Genomic DNA, 23,381 nt, shown 5'->3' on the forward strand with positions numbered 1-23,381 from the left:
TTTTCATGAGGTTGAACGGCAAGGTAGCGATCGTCACCGGCGGCGCCGGTGGAATCGGTCGCGCCATCACCCGAGTCTTCGCCCGTGAAGGCGCGAAGGTCCTGTTCGTCGACATCAACGACGAGCAGGGCCAGGCCCTCGAACAAGAACTGGCCGGCTCCGGCAAGTTCCTGAACGTCGACCTTGCTGCCGCCGGTTCGGCCGAGCAGATCCGTGACGCCGCGCTCGAGGCTTTCGGCAAGCTCGACATCCTGGTGAACAACGCTCACGCGTCCCGTCAGGCTCCGTTGCTCGAAACCACGCAGGACATGTTCGACCTGTCCTTCAACACCGGTTTCTACCCCGTTGTCCACCTCATGCAGGCGTGCCACGACGAACTCGCGAAGACCAAGGGTTCGGTCGTCAACTTCGCATCGGGTTCAGGTTTGGACGGAATGCCCACCCAGACGTCCTACGCTGCGGCCAAGGAAGCTGTGCGAGGCCTGACGCGCGTCGTCGCCAACGAGTGGGCGCCGGAAGGCATTCGGGTCAACGTGGTCTGCCCGTTCGCCGCCACCGAAGGCGTCGTCAAGTGGCAGGAAGCCTTCCCCGAGCGCGCAGCCGCATCGGTTGCCAAGGTACCTCTCGGACGCATCGGTGATCCCGAAACCGACATCGCTCCCGTCGTGGTATTCCTGGCAAGCGAGGATTCCAAGTACATGACCGGACAGACGTTGATGGCCGACGGCGGCAGCATCAAATTGCGATGAGCGAAATACTTCTCGGTGGGCTCAGCTCACCGAGAAGAGTTTCGCAGCGTTGTCGTGCACGACGGCTCGCAGCCATTCGTCTCCGAGATCGAAGCGCGTAACCGCTTGCAAGGCTGTGAGATACGGGTACGGAATGTTCGGGAAGTCGCTACCGAACAGAATCCGGTCCTGCATGTCGACGAGCCGTGAAACGTCTGCCTTCGGGAAGGCGCACTGCTCTTCCGTGAAATCGGTGAACGCCATGGTCGTATCCAGGCGGACGTTGCCGTAAGCCTCTGCCAGATCGAGGAATTCGCTGTACTCGGGCATCCCCATGTGGGCGACGATCAAAGACAGGCGCGGGTACCGTGCGAGCAGCGAAGCAATGCGATCGGGTCCCGTGTACTCCCCCGGCGCCGGTCCCGATCCACAGTGAATCACGATGGGCGTCTCGGAGTCCTCGAGCTGACCCCAGACCTTGTCGAGCAGAGGGTCGTTCGGATCGTAGTTTCCGACCTGGATGTGGGACTTGAAGATTCGCGCGCCCGACTCCAGGGACTTTCCGACGTACGACGCCGCCGACTCCTCGGGATAGAACGTGGCCGTGTGCAGGCAATCAGGTGTTTGCGCGGCAAATTCGACGGCCCACTGATTGAGCCACTCGGCCATCGCGTGCTTGTGCGGGTAGATCATCGACGTGAAAGCCCGGACACCGAACTCGCGGAGACGGTGTACCCGCTCCTCCTCGGCAAGTCGGTACGCGATCGGCCATGGTCGACCGATCATCGGTCCCGCTGAATCGAAGTAGCCCCACACCTTGTCCATGACGCTCTTCGGCATGAAATGGGTATGGACGTCGATCACGCCAGGAACACCCAACTCGCGCCAGAAAGCCCGAACCTCGGCGATCTCCTCCGGTCCGGTCGATGGGACCTCTTCGGTACACACGTCTGACACCCCTTTCGTTCGCTCGACCATACCGAGTGCCGTCGCGCTCACCGGGACAGGTCGTTGACGGCCCGCGCTGAGCACCCGAATGTGAACCCATCTTGCCGATCACCGTTGGAGGTTGAATGTCTCAGGCCGAGTCCGAAGTGGGATCGATCAGTGCCGTCGAGGAACTGCTCGCAATCGAGGAAATCAAACGTGTCTTCGCCGCGCGCCTACGCTGCATGGACACCAAGCAGTGGCACGTCTACCCAACCCTGCACACCGCAGACGTCGTCAGCGAGACGTGGGGCGGACTCCCGACAGACAAGCAACCCAAGACCGGTGACACCTCGAACCAGGTAGTGGGCATCGACAAACTCACCGCGGCAATTCGGAACATGCTCGACGGCGACATCCCCCTCACCACGGCGCACCACGCACACACTCCCGAAATCGTGCTGACGTCACCCACCACCGCAACCGGTATCTGGGCGATGGAAGACATGCTGTGGTGGAACGACGGCGAGAAAGAACTACACCTGCACGGCTACGGCCACTACCACGAGGAATACCGCAAAGAAGACGGCAAGTGGCTGATCAGCTACCGAACCCTCACCCGGCTCCGTGTCGACCAGGACCCCGGATTCTTCCGATTCATGAAAGCGCTGTGACGAAGTGACCAACCCGCTGTTCCAACCGCTCCGCATCCGTTCGCTCGAATTGTCCAACCGCATAGTCATGTCGCCGATGACGCGCACGTACTCCATCGAGGGCGTGCCTGGCCGCGACGTCGCCGACTATTACCGCCGACGCGCCGAGGGCGGTACCGGACTGATCGTCACCGAAGGCGTCGCGATCGATCACGAGACTGCTGTCGACCACGCCAACGTCCCCAACCTCCACACTCCCGCGGCTCAGTCCGGATGGCGGAAGGTAGTCGACGACGTGCACGCTGCGGGCGGCAAGATCGTGCCTCAGCTCTGGCACGTCGGGCCTCTGTGGGGCGCGATGACGCAGATGGACCCTTCGCTCAAGCCGATGCGTCCCTCGGGCGAGTGGGGTCCGCTGGGCGTCACCTCGTACTCCGCGGCCTACGTCGAACGCGCGCAGGCGAGCACCGAAGCGATGACCGAGCAGGACATCCAGGACGTCATCGACGCGTATGTCCGTAGCGCGAAGCACGCCGTCGAACTCGGCTTCGACGGTATCGCGATCCACGGCGGTCACGGCTACCTCCTCGATTCCTTCTTCTGGGAGGGCACCAACCAGCGCGACGACGCGTGGGGCGGCGACCTGGAGCGTCGAACCAAGTTCCCGGCCGCCGTCGTCGCTGCGATCCGCGCGGCCATCGGACCGGATCTGCCGATCATCTACCGTTTCTCGCAGCACAAGCAGCAGGATTTCACCGCGAAGATCGCGGAGACCCCCGAGGAGTTGGGCGTCATCCTGGGCGCGCTGGTCGACGCCGGAGTCGACGTTCTCGATGCCAGCATCAGGCGCTTCGACGTCCCCGCCTTCGAAGGCAGCGATCTCTCGCTGGCCGGCTGGGCGAAAAAATTGACCGGCGCCGTCACGATGGCCGTCGGCAGCGTCGGTATCGGAAAGTCGCTGCGGGACAGCCGCATCGAAGGCGTCGCCCCTGTCGTCGACAACATCCCACAGCTCGAGGAGCGCATCGGCAGTGGAGAGTTCGATCTGATCGCGATCGGCCGTCTCCACCTCGCCGATCCGGCATTGGCGACAACCCTGCGCGACGGTAGTCCGCTGCCCGCATTCGATCGAGCGGTGCATGAGGGCAGCTTGATCTAGGGGCTCCGCCCCTGTGTTGATCTAGGGGCTCCGCCCCTGTGCGCCTTTCCGGTAGTTCGCACTACCGAAAAGGCGCACAGGGCCGAAGGCCTTTATGTTCGACCCATGACTACTTTCAACGCCTGGGTCGCCCGCGAAAGCGACGGCACCATCGACTTCGCCCCCGAAACCGTCGACGAATCCTTCCTCCCGGCAGGTGAGGTCACCATTCGCGTCGAGTATTCGAGCGTCAACTACAAGGACGCGCTCGCGGTCACCCCGAAAGGCGGGGTGGTTCGCGAGTACCCGATCGTCCCCGGCATCGACGTCGCCGGCGAGGTCATTGCCTCCGAGTCCGACGCATTCGCCCCGGGCGACAAGGTCGTCGCACATGGCTACGAGATCGGGACCGCCCGCAACGGCGGCTACGCCGAGATCGCCCGTTTGCCTGCCGAGTGGGTCGTGAAGCTCGACGGCATTTCCACCGCCGACGCTGCTGCAATCGGCACGGCAGGATTCACCGCAGCCATGAGCGTCCAAGCCATTCTGGCCAGCGGAGTGAAGCCCGCCGACGGTCCCGTCCTGGTGACGGGCGCGAGCGGCGGAGTCGGCACCGTCAGCGTCGACCTTCTGGCAAGCGCAGGCTTCGACGTGGTCGCCTCCAGCGGTAAGCCAGGCGCGGCAGACCTTCTGACGTCACTCGGTGCGTCTTCGGTGATCGGCCGGCTCCCCGAAGATCCCGACGCCAAGCCTCGCCCGCTCGGAAAATCTCAGTGGGCGGCGGCCGTCGACTGCGTCGGTGGAAAGACCCTCGCTCACGTTCTGAGCACGATCAACTACGGCGGTGTTGTGGCCGCCAGCGGTTTGACCGGCGGCGCCGCGCTGCCAACGACCGTGCTGCCGTTCATTCTCCGCGGAGTCTCACTGCTGGGCATGGACTCGGTATTGATGCCGATCGAACCCCGTCGCGCGCTGTGGGCCCGTCTGGGCTCCGACTTGGCCCCACGTCATCTGAAGGAGATCTTGAACCTCGTTGCCGTCCGCGACGTCGTCTCGGTGATCGATCAGGTACGCGAAGGCAAGTACACCGGCCGGGCGCTGGTTCAGGTTGCCGACGGTTTCTGAACCGCTCAGAAAAGTGTGAACAGATCTGCCGGTTCTTCGGCCGTCGTGGACTTCTCCTTGTAAGGGGAGTTCACGGCGGTCGGTTCCTTCTTCACCGGGGCAGCAAGCGGGACCGATGCGATGTCCCCCGAGACGATGGCGCGTGCGGCTTCGCCGGCCAGCTTGTCTGCCATTTCGTTGTAGTGGTTGCCGACGTGCCCGCGCACCCAACGAAAGCGCACCGGACCGACTCGATCGGTGATGGCTCGGTCGATGCTCTGGACCAGTTCCAGGTTCTTGACCGCCCCACCGCTCGCGGTCTTCCAGCCCTTGCGCTTCCAACTCGGCAGCCATTCCGACGCGCACTTGATGGCGTACTGCGAGTCGGATTCGATGAGCAGAGGATCAGCACCGGGATGGGCGACGACGGCCTCGAAGAGCGCACGCAACTCGGCAATCTGATTGGTGCCGGACGCTTCTCCGCCGGACATGCTCGGACCCTCGTGATTGACCCACGCCCAGCCGATAGCCCCGCCGGGGTTTCGCAGACAGGATCCGTCGGTGCTCACGATGATCATGGCTCGGACAATACGTTGCGCCACCGACACACGCCTTAACGGAGGATGGACGGTGGCGATACGCTGACCTCGATGACGCCGCTATCTCCGGTCGACGAAGTCACGGTGACTTCTCAGCGACCGCTCGATGCCGCGCTGACGCTCAGCCCGCATCAGCGCGGACCCGGCGACCCCGCACATCGACGGTCAGCCGACGGAGCGATCTGGCGAGTTTCCCGCCAACTTTCGGGTCCTGTGACCTACCGCATCACGCAGTCGGATCGCCATACGGTCCGGGTACAGGCCTGGGGTCCCGGCGCCACGGAATTTCTGACCGGCGCCGAAGCTCTGCTCGGTCTCGACGACGAGGCCGAAGATTTTGCGCCCGAGCATCCCAAGCTCGCCAAAGCTCATCGACGCTTCCCTCATCTGCGCATCGGCCGCACCGGACGCGTCATGGAAGCCCTCGTTCCCGCGATCCTCGAGCAACGCGTCCACGGCATCGACGCGTTTGCCGCATGGCGCCGGCTGCTGACCAAATTCGGGGAGCGCCCACCCGGCCCCGCGCCCGACGGAATGCGAGTTCCACTCACCGCGGACCAATGGCGACGAATGCCGTCGTGGGAGTTTCATCGCGCAAATGTCGATCCCGCGAGATCCAAGACGATCGTTCAGTGCGCTCGGGTCGCCGACCGCCTCGAGCAGGCGTCATCGTTCCCCCGGGCCGAAGCGACCAAACGATTGCGAGCGGTGCCCGGCGTCGGGATCTGGACTGCCGCGGAAGTGGCTCAGCGCGCCTTCGGCGATTCGGACGCACTCTCGGTCGGCGACTACCACCTCGCTGCGGTCGTCGGCTGGTCGCTCCTGGGTGAACCGATCGACGACGCCCAGATGGTGCAGTACCTCGCTCCCCTCCAACCGCATCGATACCGTGCCGTGAGGCTTCTGCAGGTCAGCGGCCAAGCCGTCAAACCCAAGTTCGGTCCGCGAACTGCCGTTGCCGACCACCGCTGGCACTGAGCACCAGGAGATAAAGAATGTCGACCCGATACGCACACATCGCCTTCTCCCCCGCTGCGGTGGAGCGTCAGCGGTCGACCGGGAGTTTCACCGTCTACGGTTCAAAGCTCGATCAGCCCGACGAAGGCCCGATGGAATTCGATTTCCGCGCTCAGGGATTCGTGAAATCCGTGGATTCCTTCTTCATGTCCACTGTGACGCCCGACGGTTGGCCGTACGTCCAACATCGCGGCGGCCCGCGCGGATTCCTGCATGTGTTGGGCCCGAATCGAATCGGATTCGCCGATCTCCCCGGCAATCAGCAGTTCGTGACGCTCGGCAATCTGGAAGAGAACAATCGCATCTCGCTGTTCGTCATCGATTACCCGACGCGAACGAGATTGAAGATCTACGGGCGTGCACACGTGATCGAAGCGGACGAGGACCCTGAACTGCTGCAACAACTCTTGCAGGTCCCCGGCGGCACCATGACAGCAAAAGCGCAGCGCTCCATCGTCGTCGAGGTCGAAGCGTTCGACTGGAACTGCAGTCGAAACATCACACCTCGCTTCGACAAGGAGCGCATGGACGAATCCCTCGCTCTGGCACGCCAACCCCTGCAAGCCGAGGTCGATCGGCTTACTGCCGAGGTCGAAGAATTGCGCGCGCGGTTGTCGAAAAACGAATGAGACTGGGCGGTTTCAGGGCCCCCTGAGTCGGGTAGCCACCAAACACGGCCCGTCGCGCGGAGACGACGGGTCCCGTTGTGCCCGAGGAGGTCCGCACGATCGATCCAGACGGTGGAGTTCTGGTTAACGAACTGCACCGCCACCATTCACGACTGGTTCCACACAGACAGATTGGCCGTCCCCATGAAACTGTCCCGAACTCTCACCATGTCCGTACTCGTCGTCGCCGCTGTCGGCGCCGGAGCCGGCACCGCGGTCGCAGCGCCCCCGAATGCGGGCTTCGATCCGTCCCAACCCCTACTGACACCGACCGCCGAGTCGAACAGCCAGGCGGCGTTGATGCTCTTCCCCGGTAACGATCCGAAGCAAGCCGCGTTCGACACGATGGCCAACGAGGTCAATATCGGCTGGAACAACGGCGGCGTGCAGTCGACGCTCATCGGAGCCAACCTCGGCGTCGGAATCGGCTGCCTGTCGATCTTCCCGAACTTCATCGCCGGCTGCATCGTCGGTGGAGTCATCGGCACGGTTGCCGGAGTCGGCGCGGGAATCACCAACGGAAACCCGAACGCTGCGCCGGCCGTCGAGAAGTTCTTCGCGACTCCTTGAGAGACGCTCAGCTGTGCGTGTGCCCTGGGGTGGGTGTCTCGTCGTGAAAATGTGTGGCGCCGATCGAATGCAACAGCTGGTGAACGGTGTCGTCTGCCAGTTGGTATCGCATCGATCGGCCGTCGCGCGTCGCGCTCACCCACCCCTGGCTACGCAGTAGCCGCAGCGCATGTGAGACGGCTGTGCCGCTCATCCCCAGCGCCACGGACAGATCCGTGACGCAGATACCCGGTGCGTGGTGAAGGCAGAGCAACAGACGCAGACGGTTGGCGTCGGAGAGAAGCTCGAAGCGACCGGACCAACTGGTGACATCGAGACCCTCGAGTGCAGCCCTGGCGCGACGAACATCCTCGACGCTCAGCGCGCCACTGGTGTCTGCTGCGCCTGCATTCGTCAACCGACTGCCTCCGTAGAACTTCCGATCCCCCGCCGCAAGTGTACCCAGAAGCGAACCTCGTCAGGCAGACTCCACCACGGCTGCCATGCCCTGGCCACCGCCGATACACATGGTCAACAGCGCTTTTCCGCCGCCGCGACGGCCGAGTTCGTGAAGCGCAGTTGTTGCCATACGCGCACCCGTCGCTCCCACGGGGTGCCCGAGCGAGATGCCGGAACCGTTGACGTTCAGTCGATCGAGGTCCTCGAAACCCCATTCCTTCACTACGCCGAGAACCTGGCAGCAAACGCCTCGTTCAGCTCGACCAGATCGAAGTCGGCAAAGCCTGCCCCTGTGCGAGCAAACAGTTTCGAGACGGCGGCAACCGGTCCGAGGCCCATCAGCGCCGGTTCACAACCGGCCGCGGCCCAACTGTCGAGGAACCCGATGGGTTCCAGCCCCAGCTCGTCCAGACGATCCTCGGCGACCACCAACATCGCTGCCGCAGCGTCATTCTGTTGGCTGGCGTTACCGGCGGTCACGACGCCTCCCTCGGTCACCGCACGCAGCCGTGCCAGGGTTTCGAGTGAGGTATCCGGACGGATCCCCTCGTCAGCACGAAACTGTGTGACGTTCCCTTTTCGATCCGTCAGTTCGGCGGCGACGATTTCGGCATCGAATCGGCCGGATTCTCTTGCCAGTGTAGCTTTTCGGTGACTCTCGACAGCGAAGGCGTCCGACTCTTCCCGCGTGATCCCGCAGCGTGTCGCGACGTTCTCGGCCGTTTCGATCATTCCGCTGATCCGGCCGAATCGCCACTCGGGTTGCGAGCGCTCTCGACCACGATCGAGGCGGTCGAACAGTTGCAGCCCACCGGATTTGGTGCCCCACCGCGCTCCGGTGGTGTAGTGCTCGATCCCGCTCATCGATTCGACGCCGCCCGCGAGAACCACGTCGGCAGCACCCGTCTGGACCATCATGGCCGCGGTAACGATGGCCTGCAGACCCGTTCCGCATCGGCGATCCGTCTGGAAGCCGGCTACCGAAATCGGCAACCCGGCCTCGAGCGCCGCCCACCTTCCGATGCACGGTGCCTCCGAATTGGCATACGACTGCCCCATCGCGACGTCGTCGATGCGGGACGGATCGATTCCGCTACGACGCACGGTCTCCTTGACGACAGTGGCAGCCAAACTTTCCGCAGGCACGTCACGAAGTGCCCCTCCGAAACGGCCCACCGCGGTTCTGACCGGCGCGACCAATGCTGCTCGTTTCACAACTGACCTCGAATCTCGTTCTGGAAGAATGGAAAAGGATTCAGGAGACCAACAGGCGCACGGTATCCGCCACCAGCGCAGGTTTACCTGCTCCTTCGATTTCGATCGTGTACCGCACGACAATCGTCGCGCCCTTCGCGGTGCGCTCGAAGGAAAGAATCTCCGCACCTGCCCGCACCGAAGAACCGACCTTGACCGGTTCGGGGAATCGCACCTTGTTGCTGCCGTAGTTCACGGTCATGGAGATTCCGTCGACACGCATCACCTGAGCGCCGAGCACCGGCAACAACGAAAGAGTCAGATAGCCGTGGGCGATGGTGCCGCCGTACGGACCCTGCGCTGCGCGCTCGGGATCCACGTGAATCCACTGGTGATCCTCGGTGGCGTCGGCGAACTTGTCGATCCGATCCTGTGTGACCGGAAACCACGCGCTGTAGCCCAAGTGCTCACCGACAGCCGTCTCAACTTCGTCGATTCCGTTGAAAATTCGCATAGTTCTCTCCTGAAAGGTGTTGAACAGCAAAGAAAAGTGCAGCGCTAATGTGCGCCGCGGCGCAGCGTGACCCGATACGTGTACTGCTCCGGCAAGAAATAGCTCACCGACAACTCGTTGGCAACGCCCTGCGCGTTGGAGTACAAACGGTCCACCCGCAACATGGCGTGGCCGATCTCGCAATCGACATCCCTGGCAACGTCTGCCGTTGCCGGGGACACCGTGATCGATTGTGCTGCTTCGACAATCGGACTGTCGATCAGCGGTTCCAGCAGACCGATCACCGTATTGGCGCTCACCGCACCGGCCGCCATGGCGGGCAGGTCGATGATCTGCCGAGCTATCGCCTCCGGCAGATGCGCCGTCGTCTGCACGAACGGAACTCCCTCGTGTATCCGTCGGAAGACCACGGTGTACACGACGTCGGTGTCGAGCCGAAGTCGACTGGCCGCCTCGATGTCCACGCGCCGTTGCAGCGGTGACACCACTTCCATCGTCGTGTCCCGCGAAAGGTTCATGAGATCTTCGATGGATCCGAGATGACGGAGGTAGCGGCCGCTGTTCTCGGTCACGAAAGTTCCGCGCCCGGGTACTCGGTACACGATGCCCTCGGCAACAAGATCGTGAAAGGCTCGGCGGACCGTCTGCCGACTCACGCCGTGATGCTGCGCCAGTTCGGATTCGGTGGGCAGTTGAATGCCGTCGCGGTAGGTACCGGCAGAGATCTGCTGACGAAGCTCACGAGAGAGGCGTTGGTACGCCGGCTCCGTCTCTCTTTCCTTACCGCTCATAGCGACATGATCCTACTTGCTCACCGGTCCGTCACAGACCGCCGCGGGCAACCAGCTGCGAAACGATCACGTTGCGCTGAATTTCGTTGGTTCCCTCCCCGACGATCATCAGTGGTGCATCACGGAAATACCGCTCGACGTCGTACTCCGTCGAGTAGCCGTAACCGCCGTGGATGCGGACGGCGGACAACGCGATTTCCATCGCCACTTCGGAGGCGTACAGCTTGGCCATGCCTGCCTCCATGTCGCACCGCTCGCCGCTGTCGTACATCTGCGCCGCGTGCCAGGTCAGCTGCCGCGCGGCCGTCAGCTTCGTTGCCATGTCGGCGAGGTAGTTGCCGATCGACTGGTGCTTCCAGATCGGCTGGCCGAAGCTCTCGCGCTGCTGCGCGTACGCAAGTGAATCTTCGAGTGCGGCCGTGGCGACGCCCAGTGCACGGCAAGCCACCTGGATACGGCCGGTCTCGAGCCCCTTCATCATCTGCCCGAAACCCTTTCCGGGAGTACCACCCAGAATGGCCGACTCGGCGATGCGGTAATTGTCGAAGGACAGTTCACAGCTCTCGACGCCCTTGTATCCGAGCTTCGGGAGGTCGCGGGACACGGTCAGGCCTTCGCCGTGCTCGACGAGAACGATCGAGATGCCCGCATGACGAGGGCTTGCGCTTGGATCGGTCTTGCACAGCAAGGCGATCACGCCGGATCGGCGGGCATTGGTGATCCATGTCTTGGCGCCGTTGACGACCAGATCTGTGCCGTCGCTCTTGGCATTGGTTGTCATGGCCTGCAGATCGGAACCACCGCCGGGCTCGGTGAGGGCCATCGTTGCCCGGATCTCGCCGGTTGCCATTCGCGGCAGGTACTTCACCTTCTGCTCTTCGGTACCGAACAGCGAGATGAGCTTGGCGACCACTGTGTGTCCACCCATCGCTCCTGCCAGGGACATCCATCCGCGCGACAGTTCCTGCGTCACCTGCGCATAACAGGGCATGGACACCGGTGATCCGCCGTACTCCTCGGGAATCGCGAGGCCGTAGATCCCGATCTGCTTCATCTGATCGATCCACTTCTCGGGATACTCGTTCGCGTGCTCCACCTCCTGGACCGTGGGCTTGACCTCTCGGTCGACGAACCGGCGCACGGTTTCGATCAGGAATGTCTCTTCGTCGTTGAGCTTGAGCATGAATCCGCCTCGACTTGAAATAAGTTTGTACGGCCATATTTCGATATTGTTCGCGCAATGTCAATACCGCGCCTTGACATCGATACGCAGCAACTGCCAGCATCGAGGCAGTTCGCTGCACATCAACGCCGTTCACGGCAGCACATCTATTTCGCAACTGGCCGTACATTTGATCACCAGATCGAGGTAATCGACACACTATGGACGAGAACCACTACCGCGCGACCAGACGCCGCGCGTCCCTGGTCGCTCCGGGTTCAGACGAGCGCAAGGCCCGCAAGGCACTCTCTTCGAACGCAGACGAGGTGATTCTCGACCTCGAAGATGCCGTCACTTCGGCGAACAAGGACCTTGCGCGAACCCTCGCGAGCTCCTTGGTGCACGAGTTCGGCAGGGCGCGCACCATCTCGGTCCGAATCAACGGCCTCACCACGCCATGGGCCCGCGACGACCTGATCGCCTGCGGCACCCTCGGAGAATCGCTGACGAGCGTGATCGTCCCTAAGGTCGAGTCCGCCGACGAACTCCTCGAGGCCGAGCGCATCCTCTTCACTGCCGGTGGGCACCACACCACCCTGCAAGCCCTGATCGAAACTCCGCTCGGCGTCCAGAATGCCGACTCCATCGCCCGCGCGACTCCTCGTCTGCAAGCCGCGATCATCGGATACGCCGATCTCGGTGCAGCGCTGGGTCGCTCACGCTCCGCACTGCCCGAACACTGGCTTGCCGTCCAGGACAGAATCCTGATCGCCTGCCGCGCAGCCGGCGTCGCCGCCATCGACGGACCCTTTCTCGGCATCACCGACGACGACGCCTTCCGCCGCGCCGCGCACTGGACCAGCGCTCTCGGGTTCGACGGCAAATGGGTCATCCACCCGGCGCAGATCGACTCGGCCACTACCGCATTCACTCCTTCGGACGACGCCGTCAATGACGCCAGACGGGTGTTGACCGCACTCGAAGAAGCCGAAACCCTGGGTTCCGGCGCCGCCCAGCTCGACGGCCAAATGCTCGACGAAGCAGTGGCCGTGGCAGCGCGTCGTACGCTTGCCCGAGCCGAAGGAGTCACCGTATGAGCGAGCACTACGTGGGCGGACCGTACTTCGACGAACTCACCCACGGTCAGATCTTCGACGAAGCACCAGCGGTGACGTTGACCAGTGGACTCGCCGCCTCCCATCAGTCGATCCTCGGTGACCGCATGCGCTTGCCTCTCGACGCACACCTGTCGTCGAGCGTCACAGGTTCCGCTGCACCAGTGGCGAATCCAGGACTGGTCACCGACGTCGCCATCGGCCAGTCAACCGTGGTCACACACCACGTCAAGGCAAACCTCTTCTACCGCGGACTGCGATTCCACCGTTTCCCGGTACTCGGTGACACCCTGTACACGCGCACCGAGGTTGTCGGTCTACGCGAGAACTCGGCCAAGCCGGGACGCGGCGCCACCGGACTTGCCGCGCTACGGATGACGTCCGCTGATCAGAATGGCAACACGGTCCTCGACTTCTACCGCTGCGCCATGCTCCCCCTGAGCCCCGACCCGATCGAGACGAGAACTCGCCACGCCGACGACCTCTCCGTGATCGGTCCGTCCGAACCTGCGCCGTACGTATCACCTGACGGCTGGGACCTCGACATATATCGCGAGAGGGTACCCGGCAGGCACTTCGAGTCGGATATGGTGGGCTCGGTATTCCGTAGCAGCGGCGACGTCGTCACCAGTGCACCCGAACTTGCCCGGCTGAGCTTGAACATCGCAGCGACGCACCACGACGATCGCGTCGGCACCCACGGTCGCCTCGTCTACGGCGGCCACACCATCGGAATTGCACTTGCCCAGGCAACTCGCGCTCTGCCCAACGTGGTGACGGTTCTCGGATGGCACTCGTGCGATCACACCGGGCCCGTTCACGAGGGCGATACCCTCACGAGCGAACTGCACGTCGAAAGTTCGTCGCCCCTCGAACACGGAACCGCAGTGCAACTGCGTTCACTCGTGTTCTCCCACAATGCTTCTGCAACACAGACTCCGGTTCTCGACTGGCGTTTCACCGTGTTGATGGCATGATCGCACACTCTTCTATCACGGAGGACCACAGATGACTCAGACTTCAGGCCCGCTGTCCGGGCTTCGCATCGTCGAGGTCTCGAGCTTTGTCGCCGCGCCCCTGTGCGGACTGACTCTCTCCCAGCTCGGCGCCGAGGTAATCCGGATCGACCCGATCGGAGGTGCCTCCGATTACAAGCGCTGGCCCGTCACCGACACGGGTGAAAGCATCTACTGGACCGGACTCAACAAAGGCAAACGGTCACTGTCAGTGGACATGCGCGCCGAGCGCGGCCAAGAACTGATTCGCCAACTGGTCACGGCTCCGGGACCTGGCGGCGGAATCCTGGTCACCAATGCCGGCGGTCGCACCTGGATGAGCCACGACTCCCTGGCCCAGTTGCGTAGCGACGTCATCACCCTCGAGGTTCTCGGACGCCGCGACGGCAGCCCCGGGGTCGACTACACGGTCAACGCCGCGTTGGGATTTCCACAGATCACCGGCCCCGCCGACTACGCCGGAGTTGTCAACCACGCACTGCCCGCCTGGGACGTCGCCTGCGGGCTCTATGCCGCCCTGTCGATCACTGCCGCTGTGCGCCAACGCGACTCGACCGGACACGGCACGCAGATCACGCTGCCACTCGAAGACGTCGCATTGGCCACCGCGGGAACCCTCGGCTACCTCACCGAAGTACAAGTGAACGGTCGCAGTCGCGAGTCCGGCGGGAACGCCGTCTACGGCACGTACGGAATCGATTTCGTCTCCAGCGACAACGAACGGTTCATGATCGTTGCACTCACTACCCGCCATTTCCGCGACCTTGCGTCGGTCACCGGCACCACGGCGGCTGTCGACGCCGTCGAAGGTGCCCTCGGAGCGGACTTCTCCACCGAAGCGGATCGCTACCGTCATCGAGAGGTACTCACTGCTCTGTTCTCACATTGGTTCCGGGAACACAGCGGCGCCGAGATCGCTGCAGCGCTGGACACATCGTCGGTTCTGTTCGAGAGGTACCGCAGTTTCGAGGAAGTGGTGAATTCCGGTGAACTGGAGAACAACCCAATGTTCTCTGCACTCGATCAGCCTCGAATCGGAAGTTATCTGGCTGCCGCGAACCCAGCCTCGTTCGACGGCGCCCACCTGAGCGCCGGACCGGCCTCCGAGGTCGGCGGCGATTCGATTGCGGTGCTCGCGGATGTCCTCGAAACCACTGCTGATCACGCTTCGGCACTGATCGCGGACGGCATCGTCGGCGTTCCGGCGAACTGATCTACCTGGAACATGTTTTCGGCCTCGGAACAAATGTTCCGAGGCCGAAAACATGTCGAGAGTGCGTCAGAGACCAAGATCCTTCGCGATGATGGTCTTCATGACTTCACTTGTGCCACCGTAGATTCGTGTGACACGCGTGTCTGCGTAAAGACGCGCGATGGGATACTCGGTGATGTAGCCGTACCCGCCGTGCAATTGGAGGCACTTGTCGATCACTCGACCTGCTGCCTCGGTGCAGAACAGTTTCGCCTTCGCGGCGTCGGGAATCGTCAGAGTGCCGCGGTCATGACATTCGAGTGCGTTGTCGGACACCAGCTGGATGGCATCAACCTCGGTAGCACATTCGGCCAGAACGAATTTGGTGTTCTGGAATGCCGCGACGGGCTTACCGAACACCTTGCGGTCTTTGACGTAGTCGATGGCAAAGCGAAGCGCTGCACTGGCAGTGGCGGCCGCTCCGAAAGCGATGGTCAACCGCTCCTGAGCCAGGTTGTGGGTCAGATAGCTGAATCCGTCGCCCTCTTCTCCGAGCCGGTCCTCGACGGGCACCTGTACGTCGACAAACGAAAGCTCCGCAGTGTCGGAGGTCTTGAGACCGATCTTGTTGATCTTGCGCCCCACCGAGTATCCGGGCGACGACGTGTCGACCACCAGGATCGACAACCCGGTGCGTCGGTTCTCCGCTGTGCTCGGCGCGGTGCGGCACACTACCAGGACGCGATCGGCAAGTACCCCGCCGGTGATGAACGTCTTGGAACCATTGACCACGTAGTGCGTACCGTCCTCCGACAGCTTGGCCGTCGTCGCGATGTTCGCCAGATCCGACCCTGTTCCCGGTTCGGTCATCGCAATCGCGAACATCAGATCACCGGAGGCGAAGCCCGGCAACCAGCGGCTCTTCTGCTCGTCGTTCGCGTACTCGAGCAAGTAGGGCAGGATCAGGTTCGTATGCACCGACTGCGAGCCGAAAGACGCCCCGGCGGCAGCAACCTCCTCGGCGACGACGACGTTGAACTTGAGCGACTTCTCGCCGCCTCCGCCGTATTCCTCCGGCACCTGAATTCCGAGTACGCCAAGCTCTCCGAGTCGTCGGTAGAAGTCACGGGGCGGGTGACCGTCCACTTCCCACTTCTCGTGGACCGGGGTTACTTCCTTCGCGATGAAATCGCGGACGGTAGCCCGGAATGCCTCGTGATCCTCGTTGAACACGGTGCGCTGCATGTATGAACTCCAGTCGGTCAAGGGAACAGGGTGATCCTGATCTCACCTTGCCTCAACGTTCCGTATTCGATCCAACACTCATCGGCTATGCGTCCGATAGGGCGTACCAATATGGCCTGACCTGCGATACATAGGCAACCGCTATCGTTCCGATCATCGACGCGACATTGCTCAAAGTGATCCAGAACACGTTGAATGGGTCAGCCGGCAAACACAACACCACCGATCGCTTCGAGGCCGCGCTTCGAGCACGATCGCATCCGCCCACCAGTCTCGAAGGGACGCCACGTGACCCCCATCGCGCCACAGCGTAACGACGTCCAGCCCGAAGCAACAGCAACGCCAGATTCGTCAGCAGTCCCCGTCTTCGGTACCCGCAAGCGTGCGTGGACGATGACCGGGCTCGTCGTCTTCCTCTACATCGTCAACTACGCGGACAAAGCAGTCCTCGGAATCATCGCTCAGCCCCTCGCTCGCGAGCTCGGACTGAAGTCTTCGCAAATCGGCATGGTCGGCTCGCTGTTCTTCCTGATGTTCTGCATCGGCGGATTTCTCGCCGGACCGCTCAACAAGTACCTGACCCTACGTTGGGCGCTGTTGATCCTGGCCGCAATCTGGTCCGTGGTCATGCTCCCCCTCGTTCTCGGTGCCAGCCTCGCGATGTTGATCGTCTCGCGCATGCTCCTCGGATTTGCCGAAGGCCCCAGCTCGGCGCTGATGCACACCGCCGCGTACTCGTGGCACCCGCCGGCCAAGCGCGGCCTTCCCGGTGCAATGCTCGCCGGATCCGCCTCCGTCGCGAAGATCGCCCTCGCGCCCGTACTGACCTTCATCGCCGTTCACTACGGCTGGCGCGCAGCGGTTCTCTCGCTCTCTGTCCTCGGACTCGTGTGGATGGGTTGCTGGCTGGCCGGTTGGTCCGAAGGCCCGTACACGAGCAAGGCCGTCAAGGCGACCAAGACTGCAGATACAGAAGCAACCGAGGCGACCGGGACGGCAACGAAGGCAGTCACCGAGCCCAACGTTCCGTGGCGCAAGATCCTGCTCTCCCGCACCTTCGTCAGCTGCTGCTTCCTCATCGCCACCATCTACGCACTGACCACCGTCGTTCTCACCTGGTTGCCGTCGTACTTCGAGGTCGGCCTCGGATACAGTGCGATGCAAGCCGGTTCGATGTTCGCACTGCCCTCGATCGTCGGCCTCGTCCTCATGATCACCTCCGGTTCCGTCACGGACAAGTTGATCGGCCGCGGCTTCACCTCTCGCACGGTTCGCGTCATCGTTCCCTGCGTCGGCGTTCTGATCTGCGGATCGATTCTCCTGTTCCTGCCACAGATCTCCACTCCCATCGTCGCTGTCGCCATGGTCTCGATCGGCTACGGATTCTCGGCAATCACCTTCCCGCTCATCAACGCTGCGATCTCCGAACTGTGCCCGCCGCAGCAGACTGCAGGCACCATGGGATTCTTCCTCGCCATCATGTCGATCGGCGGCCTGATTGCTCCCTACGCAACGGGAGTCATCGTGGACAACGCAGCAACCCCGGCCGACGGTTACGCCCAGTCCTTCCAGGCAATCGGCATCATCGGAGTCGTCGCCGCGGTTCTGGTCCTCGTCTTCGCCAATCCCGAGCGCGATCGCAAGCTCATCCGCGGCTGAATGCTCCACGTATAGCCATTCGCTAACAAAGCCATTCACCGAAAGACATTGCCGGGTCGACCCGCTCGTGATCGACTCGAGGCACGCCCCGACCGCACAATCGCAACACCGGGCACGAACAGCAGGAGAGATACATGCGAGATGCCGTCATCGTCGACGCAGTACGTACACCGATCGGCCGTCGAGGACGCGCCCTCTCGGAGATCCATCCGGCCGAACTGTCCGCACATGTACTGCGTGCACTCGCTGAACGGACCGGACTCGACGCGGCCACGGTCGACGACGTGATCTGGGGATGCGTCAGTCAGGTCGGCGAACAGGCCGGAAGCATCGCCCGCACAGCGGCACTCGCCGCCGGCTGGCCCGACAGCGTTCCCGGCGTCACATTGACCCGGGCCTGCGGATCGAGCCAGCAGGCAGTTTCCTTTGCTGCGGCCACCGTCATCTCCGGTCAGAACGACGTGGTCGTAGCCGGAGGCGTCGAATCGATGTCGCGAGTTCCGATGGGAACCGCCAGCAAGAACGGTGAGCATTTCCCGGCTTCGGTACTCGAACGCTACGGTGTGGACAGTTTCAGCCAGGGGACCGGCGCCGAGATGATGGCCCGGAAATGGGCACTCACCCGAACGGCCCTGGACGAATATTCCCTCCGCTCACACGAACTCGCGGCCAGTGCCACCGATGCAGGAGCATTCACCGGGCAAATCACTCCGATCGCCGGGTTGTCCCAGGACGAAGGCATTCGGCGAGGCGGAAGTCTGGAGTCGCTCGCGAAGTTGCCCCCGGCCTTCGACGCCGACGGTGTCATCCACGCCGGCAACTCTTCTCAGATCTCCGACGGGGCGGGCGCCACACTCGTCACGACCAGCGAGTACGCCCGGGCACGCGGTTGGAAGCCGCTCGTTCGTATTCACACCGCAGTGGTCGCAGCCGACGACCCGGTCATCATGCTCACCGGTCCGATTGCCGCCACCGCAAAGGCGCTGGACCGCTCCGGGTTGTCCATCGACGACATCGGCGCCTTCGAGATCAACGAGGCATTCGCCCCCGTCCCGCTTGCCTGGCAGGCTGAAACCGGCGCAGCCATCGATCGTGTGAATCCGCTCGGCGGCGCTATCGCGGTCGGCCACCCACTCGGCGGATCAGGTGCGATCTTGATGACTCGCCTGGCACATCACATGCGCGACAACGGAATTCGATACGGTCTCCAGTCGATGTGTGAGGCCGGCGGCATGGCCAATGCGACCATTCTCGAATTGATCTGACCCGACAACGTTTTCGGGCCGACACGTCATCCAGCAGGAAAGAAGAATTGATCCATGAAACTCGAGGGACTTTCCACCGCGATCACCGGCGGCGCTTCAGGTCTCGGCCTGGCAACCGCTCGACGGCTGCTCGACGCCGGAGCGCAGGTCACGTTGATCGATCTGCCTTCGTCCGACGGTAAGCAGGTGGCGGCCGATCTCGGAGCTGCCGCGCAATTCGCCCCGGCCGACGTCACCGACAGCGAACAATTCGCCGAAGCACTCGACGCGGCCCACGAGCGCGGCGGCCTTCGCGGCGTCGTCCACTGCGCGGGTGCCGGGCGTCGCATGCGCATTCTCGACAAGGACGGAAAAGCCGGATCGGTCGAAGATTTCGAGTTCGTCGTCAAACTGAATCTTGTCGGTTCGTTCAACGCACTCCGTCTCGGCGCCGAGCGGATGGCAGAACTCGATGCCGTGGACGGTGAGCGAGGAGCCATCATCATGACGGCGTCGGTCGCAGCATTCGAAGGTCAGATCGGTCAGATCAACTACACGGCGTCCAAAGCCGGCATCGTCGGTATGACGGTCACCGCTGCGCGCGATCTCGCCAGCCGCGGAATCCGCGTCAACACCATTGCTCCCGGCATCATGGACACTCCCCTGCTGGCGCGCCTGCGCGAAGATGTGCGCACGGCCCTCGAAGCCTCGGTTCCCAACCCCTCCCGGCTGGGTCGCCCGGACGAGTTCGGCCAGCTGGCCGTCTCGATGCTCGAGAACGGCTATCTCAACGGCGAAACCATCAGACTCGACGGCGCGATCCGAATGGCTCCCCGGTGACGGGCATCAGCGTGATCGCCAATCCACAACTGCGCCACAACATGAACTACCCGGACACCACCATGGCCTACTGGGCACCCAGCATGGCGGCGCTCTACGGTGATCGCCTCGCCGTCGTGGACGGCGAGCGCACGTGCACGTTCCGCGAACTCGGTCAGCGCAGTGCACAATTCGCCGGCGCACTGCGGCAGGCCGGGGTCGGCGTCGGCGACGTCGTGTTGCTACATCTCGGGAACTGCGTCGAGTTCCTCCAGGCCTACTACGGCTGCCTGCAGGCCGGGACGACCGTTACATTGGTCAATCCGCTGCAGCCAGAACTTGGACTGCGCAAGCAGATCGAGGAGACGTCCGCCGTTGCTGCGGTCACTCAGAGTTCGCAGCTGCACACACTGCTCGCGGCCTCTTCCGGAACCTCCGTACGTACGATCGTGATGGTCCAGGACACCGAGGGTGCGCTCGACACACCGGAGTCGGTCGTCGCGTTCGACGCCTTCATCGCCGATCTACCCACCGAATTCACCCCTGCCTCCGTCCGAAGCGACGACATCGCACACATTGCGTTCACCGGCGGAACCACCGGAGTATCCAAAGGTGTTCGTGTTCTTCACCGCAACGTCGTCGGCAACATCACGCAGATGTGTGGGTGGAGAACCGGGCACGAGTTGGAGGCAGGTCCTGACGGTCTCGTCACGCCTCGACGCATCGACGGCCTCGACGTGCTCGGTCCGACGCCGGGAACAGGGGCGACCATCGTGGTCTCACCTCTCTTCCACGCACATTCGTTGCTCAACACGTCGTTCCTGTTGATTTCCGGTCTCACCCAGGTATTTGCCGGTCGGTTCGAACCCGGCCGGATGCTCGAACTGATCGAAAAGCACGAGGCCACCTATCTCACCGGGTCGCCCGCCATGTGGCATGCACTGTCGGTTCATCCCGACGCTGCGGTGCGCAACACCGACAGCGTGTGCGTCGTATCTTCGGGCGCTGCCCCGATCGACAGCGTCACGCTCGCCGCACTCCGCCGGGCATTTCCCAAAGCGCTCGTCGTCGAGGGGTACGGGCTGACCGAGGCCACCTGTGTGGTCACGGCAGCTCCGCTGATCAACGGCTCGGAATACCGGCAGAGCAGCGTCGGCCTCCCGATCTTCGACACCGAAATCCAGATTCGCGATCAGCTGGACCGGAAGACCGTTCTGGGCGAGAACGAACGCGGCGAACTGTGGGTGCGTGGGCCTCAGGTCACCGACGGCTATCTCGGACACCCGGAAACCACCGCAGAACAGTTCGTCGACGGCTGGTTGGACACGGGTGACATCGCGTACCTGGACTCGGACGGATACCTCTTCATCTGTGACCGGGCGAAGGACATGCTCATCTACAAGGGGTACAACGTCTATCCGCGTGAACTCGAAGAGATTCTGGTTTCGCACCCGGCGATCTCGACTGCCGCGGTTGTCGGCCGCGAAGTGGGGAGCAACGGCCAGGAGCCCGTAGCCTTCGTGGTGATGATTCCGGGCGCCGAGTTCGACGCCGAGCAGATCAAGGCGTTTGTCGCCGAGCAGGTGCTGCCGTACAAGAAGATTCGCGAGGTCGTCGAGGTAGAACTCCTTCCGACATCGGCTGCCGGTAAGGTCCTCAAGACCGACCTCCGCTCGAGACTTCTCGAATCCGTCGATCAGAAAGGCGGTTCCAGGTGACGACCTTCGCAGACCTGACGTCGCAACTGCGTGTCCCGGTTCTCGCTTCACCGATGTTCATCATCTCGACTCCTGACCTCGTCATCGCGCAGTGCACCGCTGGGATCATCGGGTCCTTCCCGGCACTGAATGCTCGTCCGCAGTCGGCACTTCGGGATTGGCTCAAACTGATCACGGTCGCTCGTGAGGACCATGATCGTGAGCACCCGGAAAATCCGTCGGCGCCATTTGCCGTCAACCTCATCGTCCACCGGTCCAACAACCGCCTGGAAGAGGACCTGGCGACCATCGCCGAGTTCGAAGTTCCGATCGTCATCACGTCCCTCGGCGCTCGCACCGACATCAACGACGCCGTCCACGCATACGGTGGAATCGTTCTTCACGACGTCATCGACAATCGCTTTGCACGCAAGGCGATCGAGAAGGGCGCCGACGGACTGATCGCGGTAGCTGCCGGGGCCGGTGGTCATGCCGGTAGGCAGTCGCCGTTTGCCCTGATTCGGGAGATTCGTGAGTGGTTCGCCGGTCCACTGCTGTTGTCAGGTGCCATCGCTCATGGTGATTCGATTCTCGCTGCGCTCGCGGCCGGAGCCGATTTGGCATACGTCGGATCAGCTTTCATCGCAACCGAAGAGGCTAACGCGGATCCTGCGTACAAGGAGATGATCGTGGGTTCAGGGGCCTCCGACATCGTCTATTCCAACCTGTTCACCGGAGTACACGGAAACTACCTGCGGGGCAGCATCGTTGCCGCCGGCTTGGACCCCGACAACCTAGCCGAATCCGATCCTTCCGCAATGAGTTTCGCGACCACCGACACCGATACCAAGGCGTGGCGTGACATCTGGGGCGCCGGACAGGGCATCGGAGCGATCGACGCCGTACTTCCGACGCATGCAGTAGTAGAGCGTCTCGCCGCCGAGTACGCTGCCGCTCGAGAACGCATCTGCCGACTCTAGTGCTGTGACCGGTGTTCGTCGGACAGGGATTCGTCGGACAGGTACTCGTGGATCAGGTTCACGAATACCTGTCCCACCGGCGACAACGTCGAGGGGTCGAAGGCGAGACCGTACGCACGCAGGAATCTCGGCTCACAGGCCCGTTCCACCACCTGACCAGGCATCGATTTCGCCACCGAGCGCTCGACCAACGAACCGCCGAGCCCGGCGATGACCATCGGGAGCCTCGACTCCCGTTGCTCGGTCACTACCGCGAGTTCCGTTCTAATACCGGCCTTTCGGATCGAATCTTCGATCGCGTCACCCATTGCTGCCCCGCGAGGAACGAATACCATGGGAATGTCCGGCATTTCCGAAAGGCGTACCGGCCCCTCGGGTAGTTCTGTTCCCGCCGGGTAGACCAGGCGGTACTCCTGCTCCCCCAATTCGACGATCTCGAGCCCTTCGCCCGCTTCGAGTGGCAGATGAGCCACCGCGAATTCGCAGTGGCCGTCCCGGATGAGACTTTCCAGATTGTCCTCACGCTCGAGTTCCGAGAATCTGACTCGTGCTTGCGGATAGCGTCGACAGAACTCCGCAATCAGATCGACGATCGTCCCCGAGGTCAGTGCAGGGAAAGCCATGATGTCGAGGCGACCGACGATGGCGCCATCGGATGCCGTCAACTGTTCAGCCGCCGAAGCTACGTCTCGCAAAACCTGTCGACTCGGGCCGACCAGGCTGCGACCGGCCGCACTGAGCACCATGCCGCGCCCGATGCGATGGAAAAGCCTCACTCCCAGTTCACGTTCGAGCCCGCGCAACGCTTGTGACACGGTCGGCTGAGCAACTCCCAATGCAGCTGCGGCGCCGTTGATTCCCTTGTTTTCGACGACCGCGAGGAAGTACTCCATCTGCCGGAATTCCACAGT

Annotated in this window: 23 protein-coding genes and 1 pseudogene; 15 read left to right on the forward strand and 9 right to left on the reverse strand. The window is 62.8% G+C overall.

Annotated features, from left to right (window positions below):
- Nucleotides 1–5 precede the first annotated feature (5 nt).
- Nucleotides 6–749, forward strand: a complete 744-nt coding sequence (locus GJB56_RS18125; RefSeq protein WP_019745385.1) for an SDR family NAD(P)-dependent oxidoreductase — start codon at nucleotides 6–8, stop codon at nucleotides 747–749.
- 21 nt (nucleotides 750–770) lie between these two features.
- Here GJB56_RS18125 and GJB56_RS18130 read toward each other — a convergent pair whose 3' ends face one another.
- Entirely contained in the window at nucleotides 771–1,676 is a 906-nt protein-coding gene (locus tag GJB56_RS18130; RefSeq protein WP_195849550.1) for an amidohydrolase family protein, read from the reverse strand.
- 125 nt (nucleotides 1,677–1,801) lie between these two features.
- On the opposite strand from GJB56_RS18130, the gene GJB56_RS18135 reads away from it, so the two are divergent.
- The 3 genes from GJB56_RS18135 to GJB56_RS18145 all read left to right on the forward strand — a co-directional run bounded on the left by GJB56_RS18135 (nucleotide 1,802) and on the right by GJB56_RS18145 (nucleotide 4,571).
- Nucleotides 1,802–2,329 carry a nuclear transport factor 2 family protein gene (locus GJB56_RS18135; protein WP_019745387.1) on the forward strand — a complete coding sequence of 176 codons (528 nt, stop codon included), beginning with the start codon at nucleotides 1,802–1,804 and terminating at the stop codon, nucleotides 2,327–2,329.
- A gap of 4 nt (nucleotides 2,330–2,333) precedes the next feature.
- Complete coding sequence (locus GJB56_RS18140) at nucleotides 2,334–3,467, forward strand: oxidoreductase (protein ID WP_113682586.1); 1,134 nt, start codon at nucleotides 2,334–2,336, stop codon at nucleotides 3,465–3,467.
- A 105-nt stretch (nucleotides 3,468–3,572) separates the two neighbouring features.
- A complete protein-coding gene (locus GJB56_RS18145) occupies nucleotides 3,573–4,571 on the forward strand; it encodes an acrylyl-CoA reductase family protein (protein ID WP_113682587.1) in 999 nt (332 codons plus the stop codon).
- A 5-nt stretch (nucleotides 4,572–4,576) separates the two neighbouring features.
- Here the strand turns inward: GJB56_RS18145 and GJB56_RS18150 are convergent, their stop codons facing one another.
- Nucleotides 4,577–5,128: a ribonuclease H family protein gene (locus tag GJB56_RS18150; protein ID WP_007729467.1), complete on the reverse strand. Its 552-nt coding sequence runs from the start codon at nucleotides 5,126–5,128 to the stop codon at nucleotides 4,577–4,579.
- 45 nt (nucleotides 5,129–5,173) lie between these two features.
- Between GJB56_RS18150 and GJB56_RS18155 the strand changes: the two genes are divergently transcribed.
- The 3 genes from GJB56_RS18155 (at nucleotide 5,174) to GJB56_RS18165 (ending at nucleotide 7,404) form a co-directional block, all read left to right on the forward strand.
- A complete protein-coding gene (locus GJB56_RS18155; RefSeq protein WP_113682588.1) occupies nucleotides 5,174–6,127 on the forward strand; it encodes a DNA-3-methyladenine glycosylase family protein in 954 nt (317 codons plus the stop codon).
- 17 nt (nucleotides 6,128–6,144) lie between these two features.
- Nucleotides 6,145–6,795 carry a pyridoxamine 5'-phosphate oxidase family protein gene (locus tag GJB56_RS18160; protein ID WP_019745391.1) on the forward strand — a complete coding sequence of 217 codons (651 nt, stop codon included), beginning with the start codon at nucleotides 6,145–6,147 and terminating at the stop codon, nucleotides 6,793–6,795.
- Between the two features lie 111 nt (nucleotides 6,796–6,906).
- Nucleotides 6,907–7,404: a glycine zipper family protein gene (locus GJB56_RS18165; protein WP_019745392.1), complete on the forward strand. Its 498-nt coding sequence runs from the start codon at nucleotides 6,907–6,909 to the stop codon at nucleotides 7,402–7,404.
- A gap of 7 nt (nucleotides 7,405–7,411) precedes the next feature.
- Here GJB56_RS18165 and GJB56_RS18170 read toward each other — a convergent pair whose 3' ends face one another.
- The 5 genes and pseudogenes from GJB56_RS18170 to GJB56_RS18190 form a co-directional block, all read right to left on the reverse strand.
- Nucleotides 7,412–7,801 carry an ArsR/SmtB family transcription factor gene (locus GJB56_RS18170; RefSeq protein WP_019745393.1) on the reverse strand — a complete coding sequence of 130 codons (390 nt, stop codon included), beginning with the start codon at nucleotides 7,799–7,801 and terminating at the stop codon, nucleotides 7,412–7,414.
- Between the two features lie 60 nt (nucleotides 7,802–7,861).
- Nucleotides 7,862–9,057: pseudogene (locus GJB56_RS18175) on the reverse strand (acetyl-CoA C-acetyltransferase).
- A gap of 40 nt (nucleotides 9,058–9,097) precedes the next feature.
- Nucleotides 9,098–9,550: a MaoC family dehydratase gene (locus GJB56_RS18180; RefSeq protein WP_003940415.1), complete on the reverse strand. Its 453-nt coding sequence runs from the start codon at nucleotides 9,548–9,550 to the stop codon at nucleotides 9,098–9,100.
- Nucleotides 9,551–9,594: 44 nt separating this feature from the next.
- Nucleotides 9,595–10,341: a GntR family transcriptional regulator gene (locus GJB56_RS18185; RefSeq protein WP_003940169.1), complete on the reverse strand. Its 747-nt coding sequence runs from the start codon at nucleotides 10,339–10,341 to the stop codon at nucleotides 9,595–9,597.
- Nucleotides 10,342–10,372: 31 nt separating this feature from the next.
- Entirely contained in the window at nucleotides 10,373–11,524 is a 1,152-nt protein-coding gene (locus GJB56_RS18190) for an acyl-CoA dehydrogenase family protein (protein ID WP_019745395.1), read from the reverse strand.
- Nucleotides 11,525–11,724: 200 nt separating this feature from the next.
- Here GJB56_RS18190 and GJB56_RS18195 point away from each other — a divergent pair, with 200 nt between their 5' ends.
- Genes GJB56_RS18195 through GJB56_RS18205 form a run of 3 tightly spaced genes read left to right on the forward strand, consistent with a single transcriptional unit; the run spans nucleotide 11,725 to nucleotide 14,847 of the window.
- On the forward strand, nucleotides 11,725–12,600 hold the full coding sequence (locus GJB56_RS18195; protein WP_113682589.1) for an HpcH/HpaI aldolase/citrate lyase family protein: 876 nt from the start codon (nucleotides 11,725–11,727) through the stop codon (nucleotides 12,598–12,600).
- The gene (locus tag GJB56_RS18200) at nucleotides 12,597–13,595 is read left to right on the forward strand and encodes a MaoC family dehydratase (protein ID WP_113682590.1); all 999 of its coding nucleotides are present in this window, start codon (nucleotides 12,597–12,599) and stop codon (nucleotides 13,593–13,595) included. The genes GJB56_RS18195 and GJB56_RS18200 overlap by 4 nt, the downstream gene beginning before the upstream one ends.
- Before the next feature lie 31 nt (nucleotides 13,596–13,626).
- The gene (locus tag GJB56_RS18205) at nucleotides 13,627–14,847 is read left to right on the forward strand and encodes a CoA transferase (RefSeq protein ID WP_113682591.1); all 1,221 of its coding nucleotides are present in this window, start codon (nucleotides 13,627–13,629) and stop codon (nucleotides 14,845–14,847) included.
- A 66-nt stretch (nucleotides 14,848–14,913) separates the two neighbouring features.
- On the opposite strand, the gene GJB56_RS18210 is transcribed toward GJB56_RS18205, so the two are convergent.
- Nucleotides 14,914–16,071 carry an acyl-CoA dehydrogenase family protein gene (locus GJB56_RS18210; protein WP_113682592.1) on the reverse strand — a complete coding sequence of 386 codons (1,158 nt, stop codon included), beginning with the start codon at nucleotides 16,069–16,071 and terminating at the stop codon, nucleotides 14,914–14,916.
- Nucleotides 16,072–16,266: 195 nt separating this feature from the next.
- Between GJB56_RS18210 and GJB56_RS18215 the strand changes: the two genes are divergently transcribed.
- The 5 genes from GJB56_RS18215 to GJB56_RS18235 all read left to right on the forward strand — a co-directional run bounded on the left by GJB56_RS18215 (nucleotide 16,267) and on the right by GJB56_RS18235 (nucleotide 22,470).
- Nucleotides 16,267–17,730: an MFS transporter gene (locus tag GJB56_RS18215; RefSeq protein WP_176450530.1), complete on the forward strand. Its 1,464-nt coding sequence runs from the start codon at nucleotides 16,267–16,269 to the stop codon at nucleotides 17,728–17,730.
- Nucleotides 17,731–17,864: 134 nt separating this feature from the next.
- The gene (locus tag GJB56_RS18220) at nucleotides 17,865–18,995 is read left to right on the forward strand and encodes a thiolase family protein (protein WP_046379329.1); all 1,131 of its coding nucleotides are present in this window, start codon (nucleotides 17,865–17,867) and stop codon (nucleotides 18,993–18,995) included.
- Nucleotides 18,996–19,049: 54 nt separating this feature from the next.
- Nucleotides 19,050–19,814, forward strand: coding sequence for an SDR family NAD(P)-dependent oxidoreductase (locus tag GJB56_RS18225; RefSeq protein WP_007729494.1), 765 nt, complete (start codon nucleotides 19,050–19,052; stop codon nucleotides 19,812–19,814).
- A 41-nt stretch (nucleotides 19,815–19,855) separates the two neighbouring features.
- A complete protein-coding gene (locus GJB56_RS18230) occupies nucleotides 19,856–21,511 on the forward strand; it encodes a class I adenylate-forming enzyme family protein (protein ID WP_195849624.1) in 1,656 nt (551 codons plus the stop codon).
- A 53-nt stretch (nucleotides 21,512–21,564) separates the two neighbouring features.
- Nucleotides 21,565–22,470 carry an NAD(P)H-dependent flavin oxidoreductase gene (locus GJB56_RS18235; RefSeq protein WP_250884952.1) on the forward strand — a complete coding sequence of 302 codons (906 nt, stop codon included), beginning with the start codon at nucleotides 21,565–21,567 and terminating at the stop codon, nucleotides 22,468–22,470.
- On the opposite strand, the gene GJB56_RS18240 is transcribed toward GJB56_RS18235, so the two are convergent.
- Nucleotides 22,467–23,378, reverse strand: coding sequence for a LysR family transcriptional regulator (locus GJB56_RS18240; RefSeq protein ID WP_113682594.1), 912 nt, complete (start codon nucleotides 23,376–23,378; stop codon nucleotides 22,467–22,469). The genes GJB56_RS18235 and GJB56_RS18240 overlap by 4 nt on opposite strands.
- Nucleotides 23,379–23,381 lie beyond the last annotated feature (3 nt).

The organism is Rhodococcus sp. AQ5-07 (assembly GCF_009707305.1).
GTDB lineage: Bacteria > Actinomycetota > Actinomycetes > Mycobacteriales > Mycobacteriaceae > Rhodococcus_F > Rhodococcus_F erythropolis.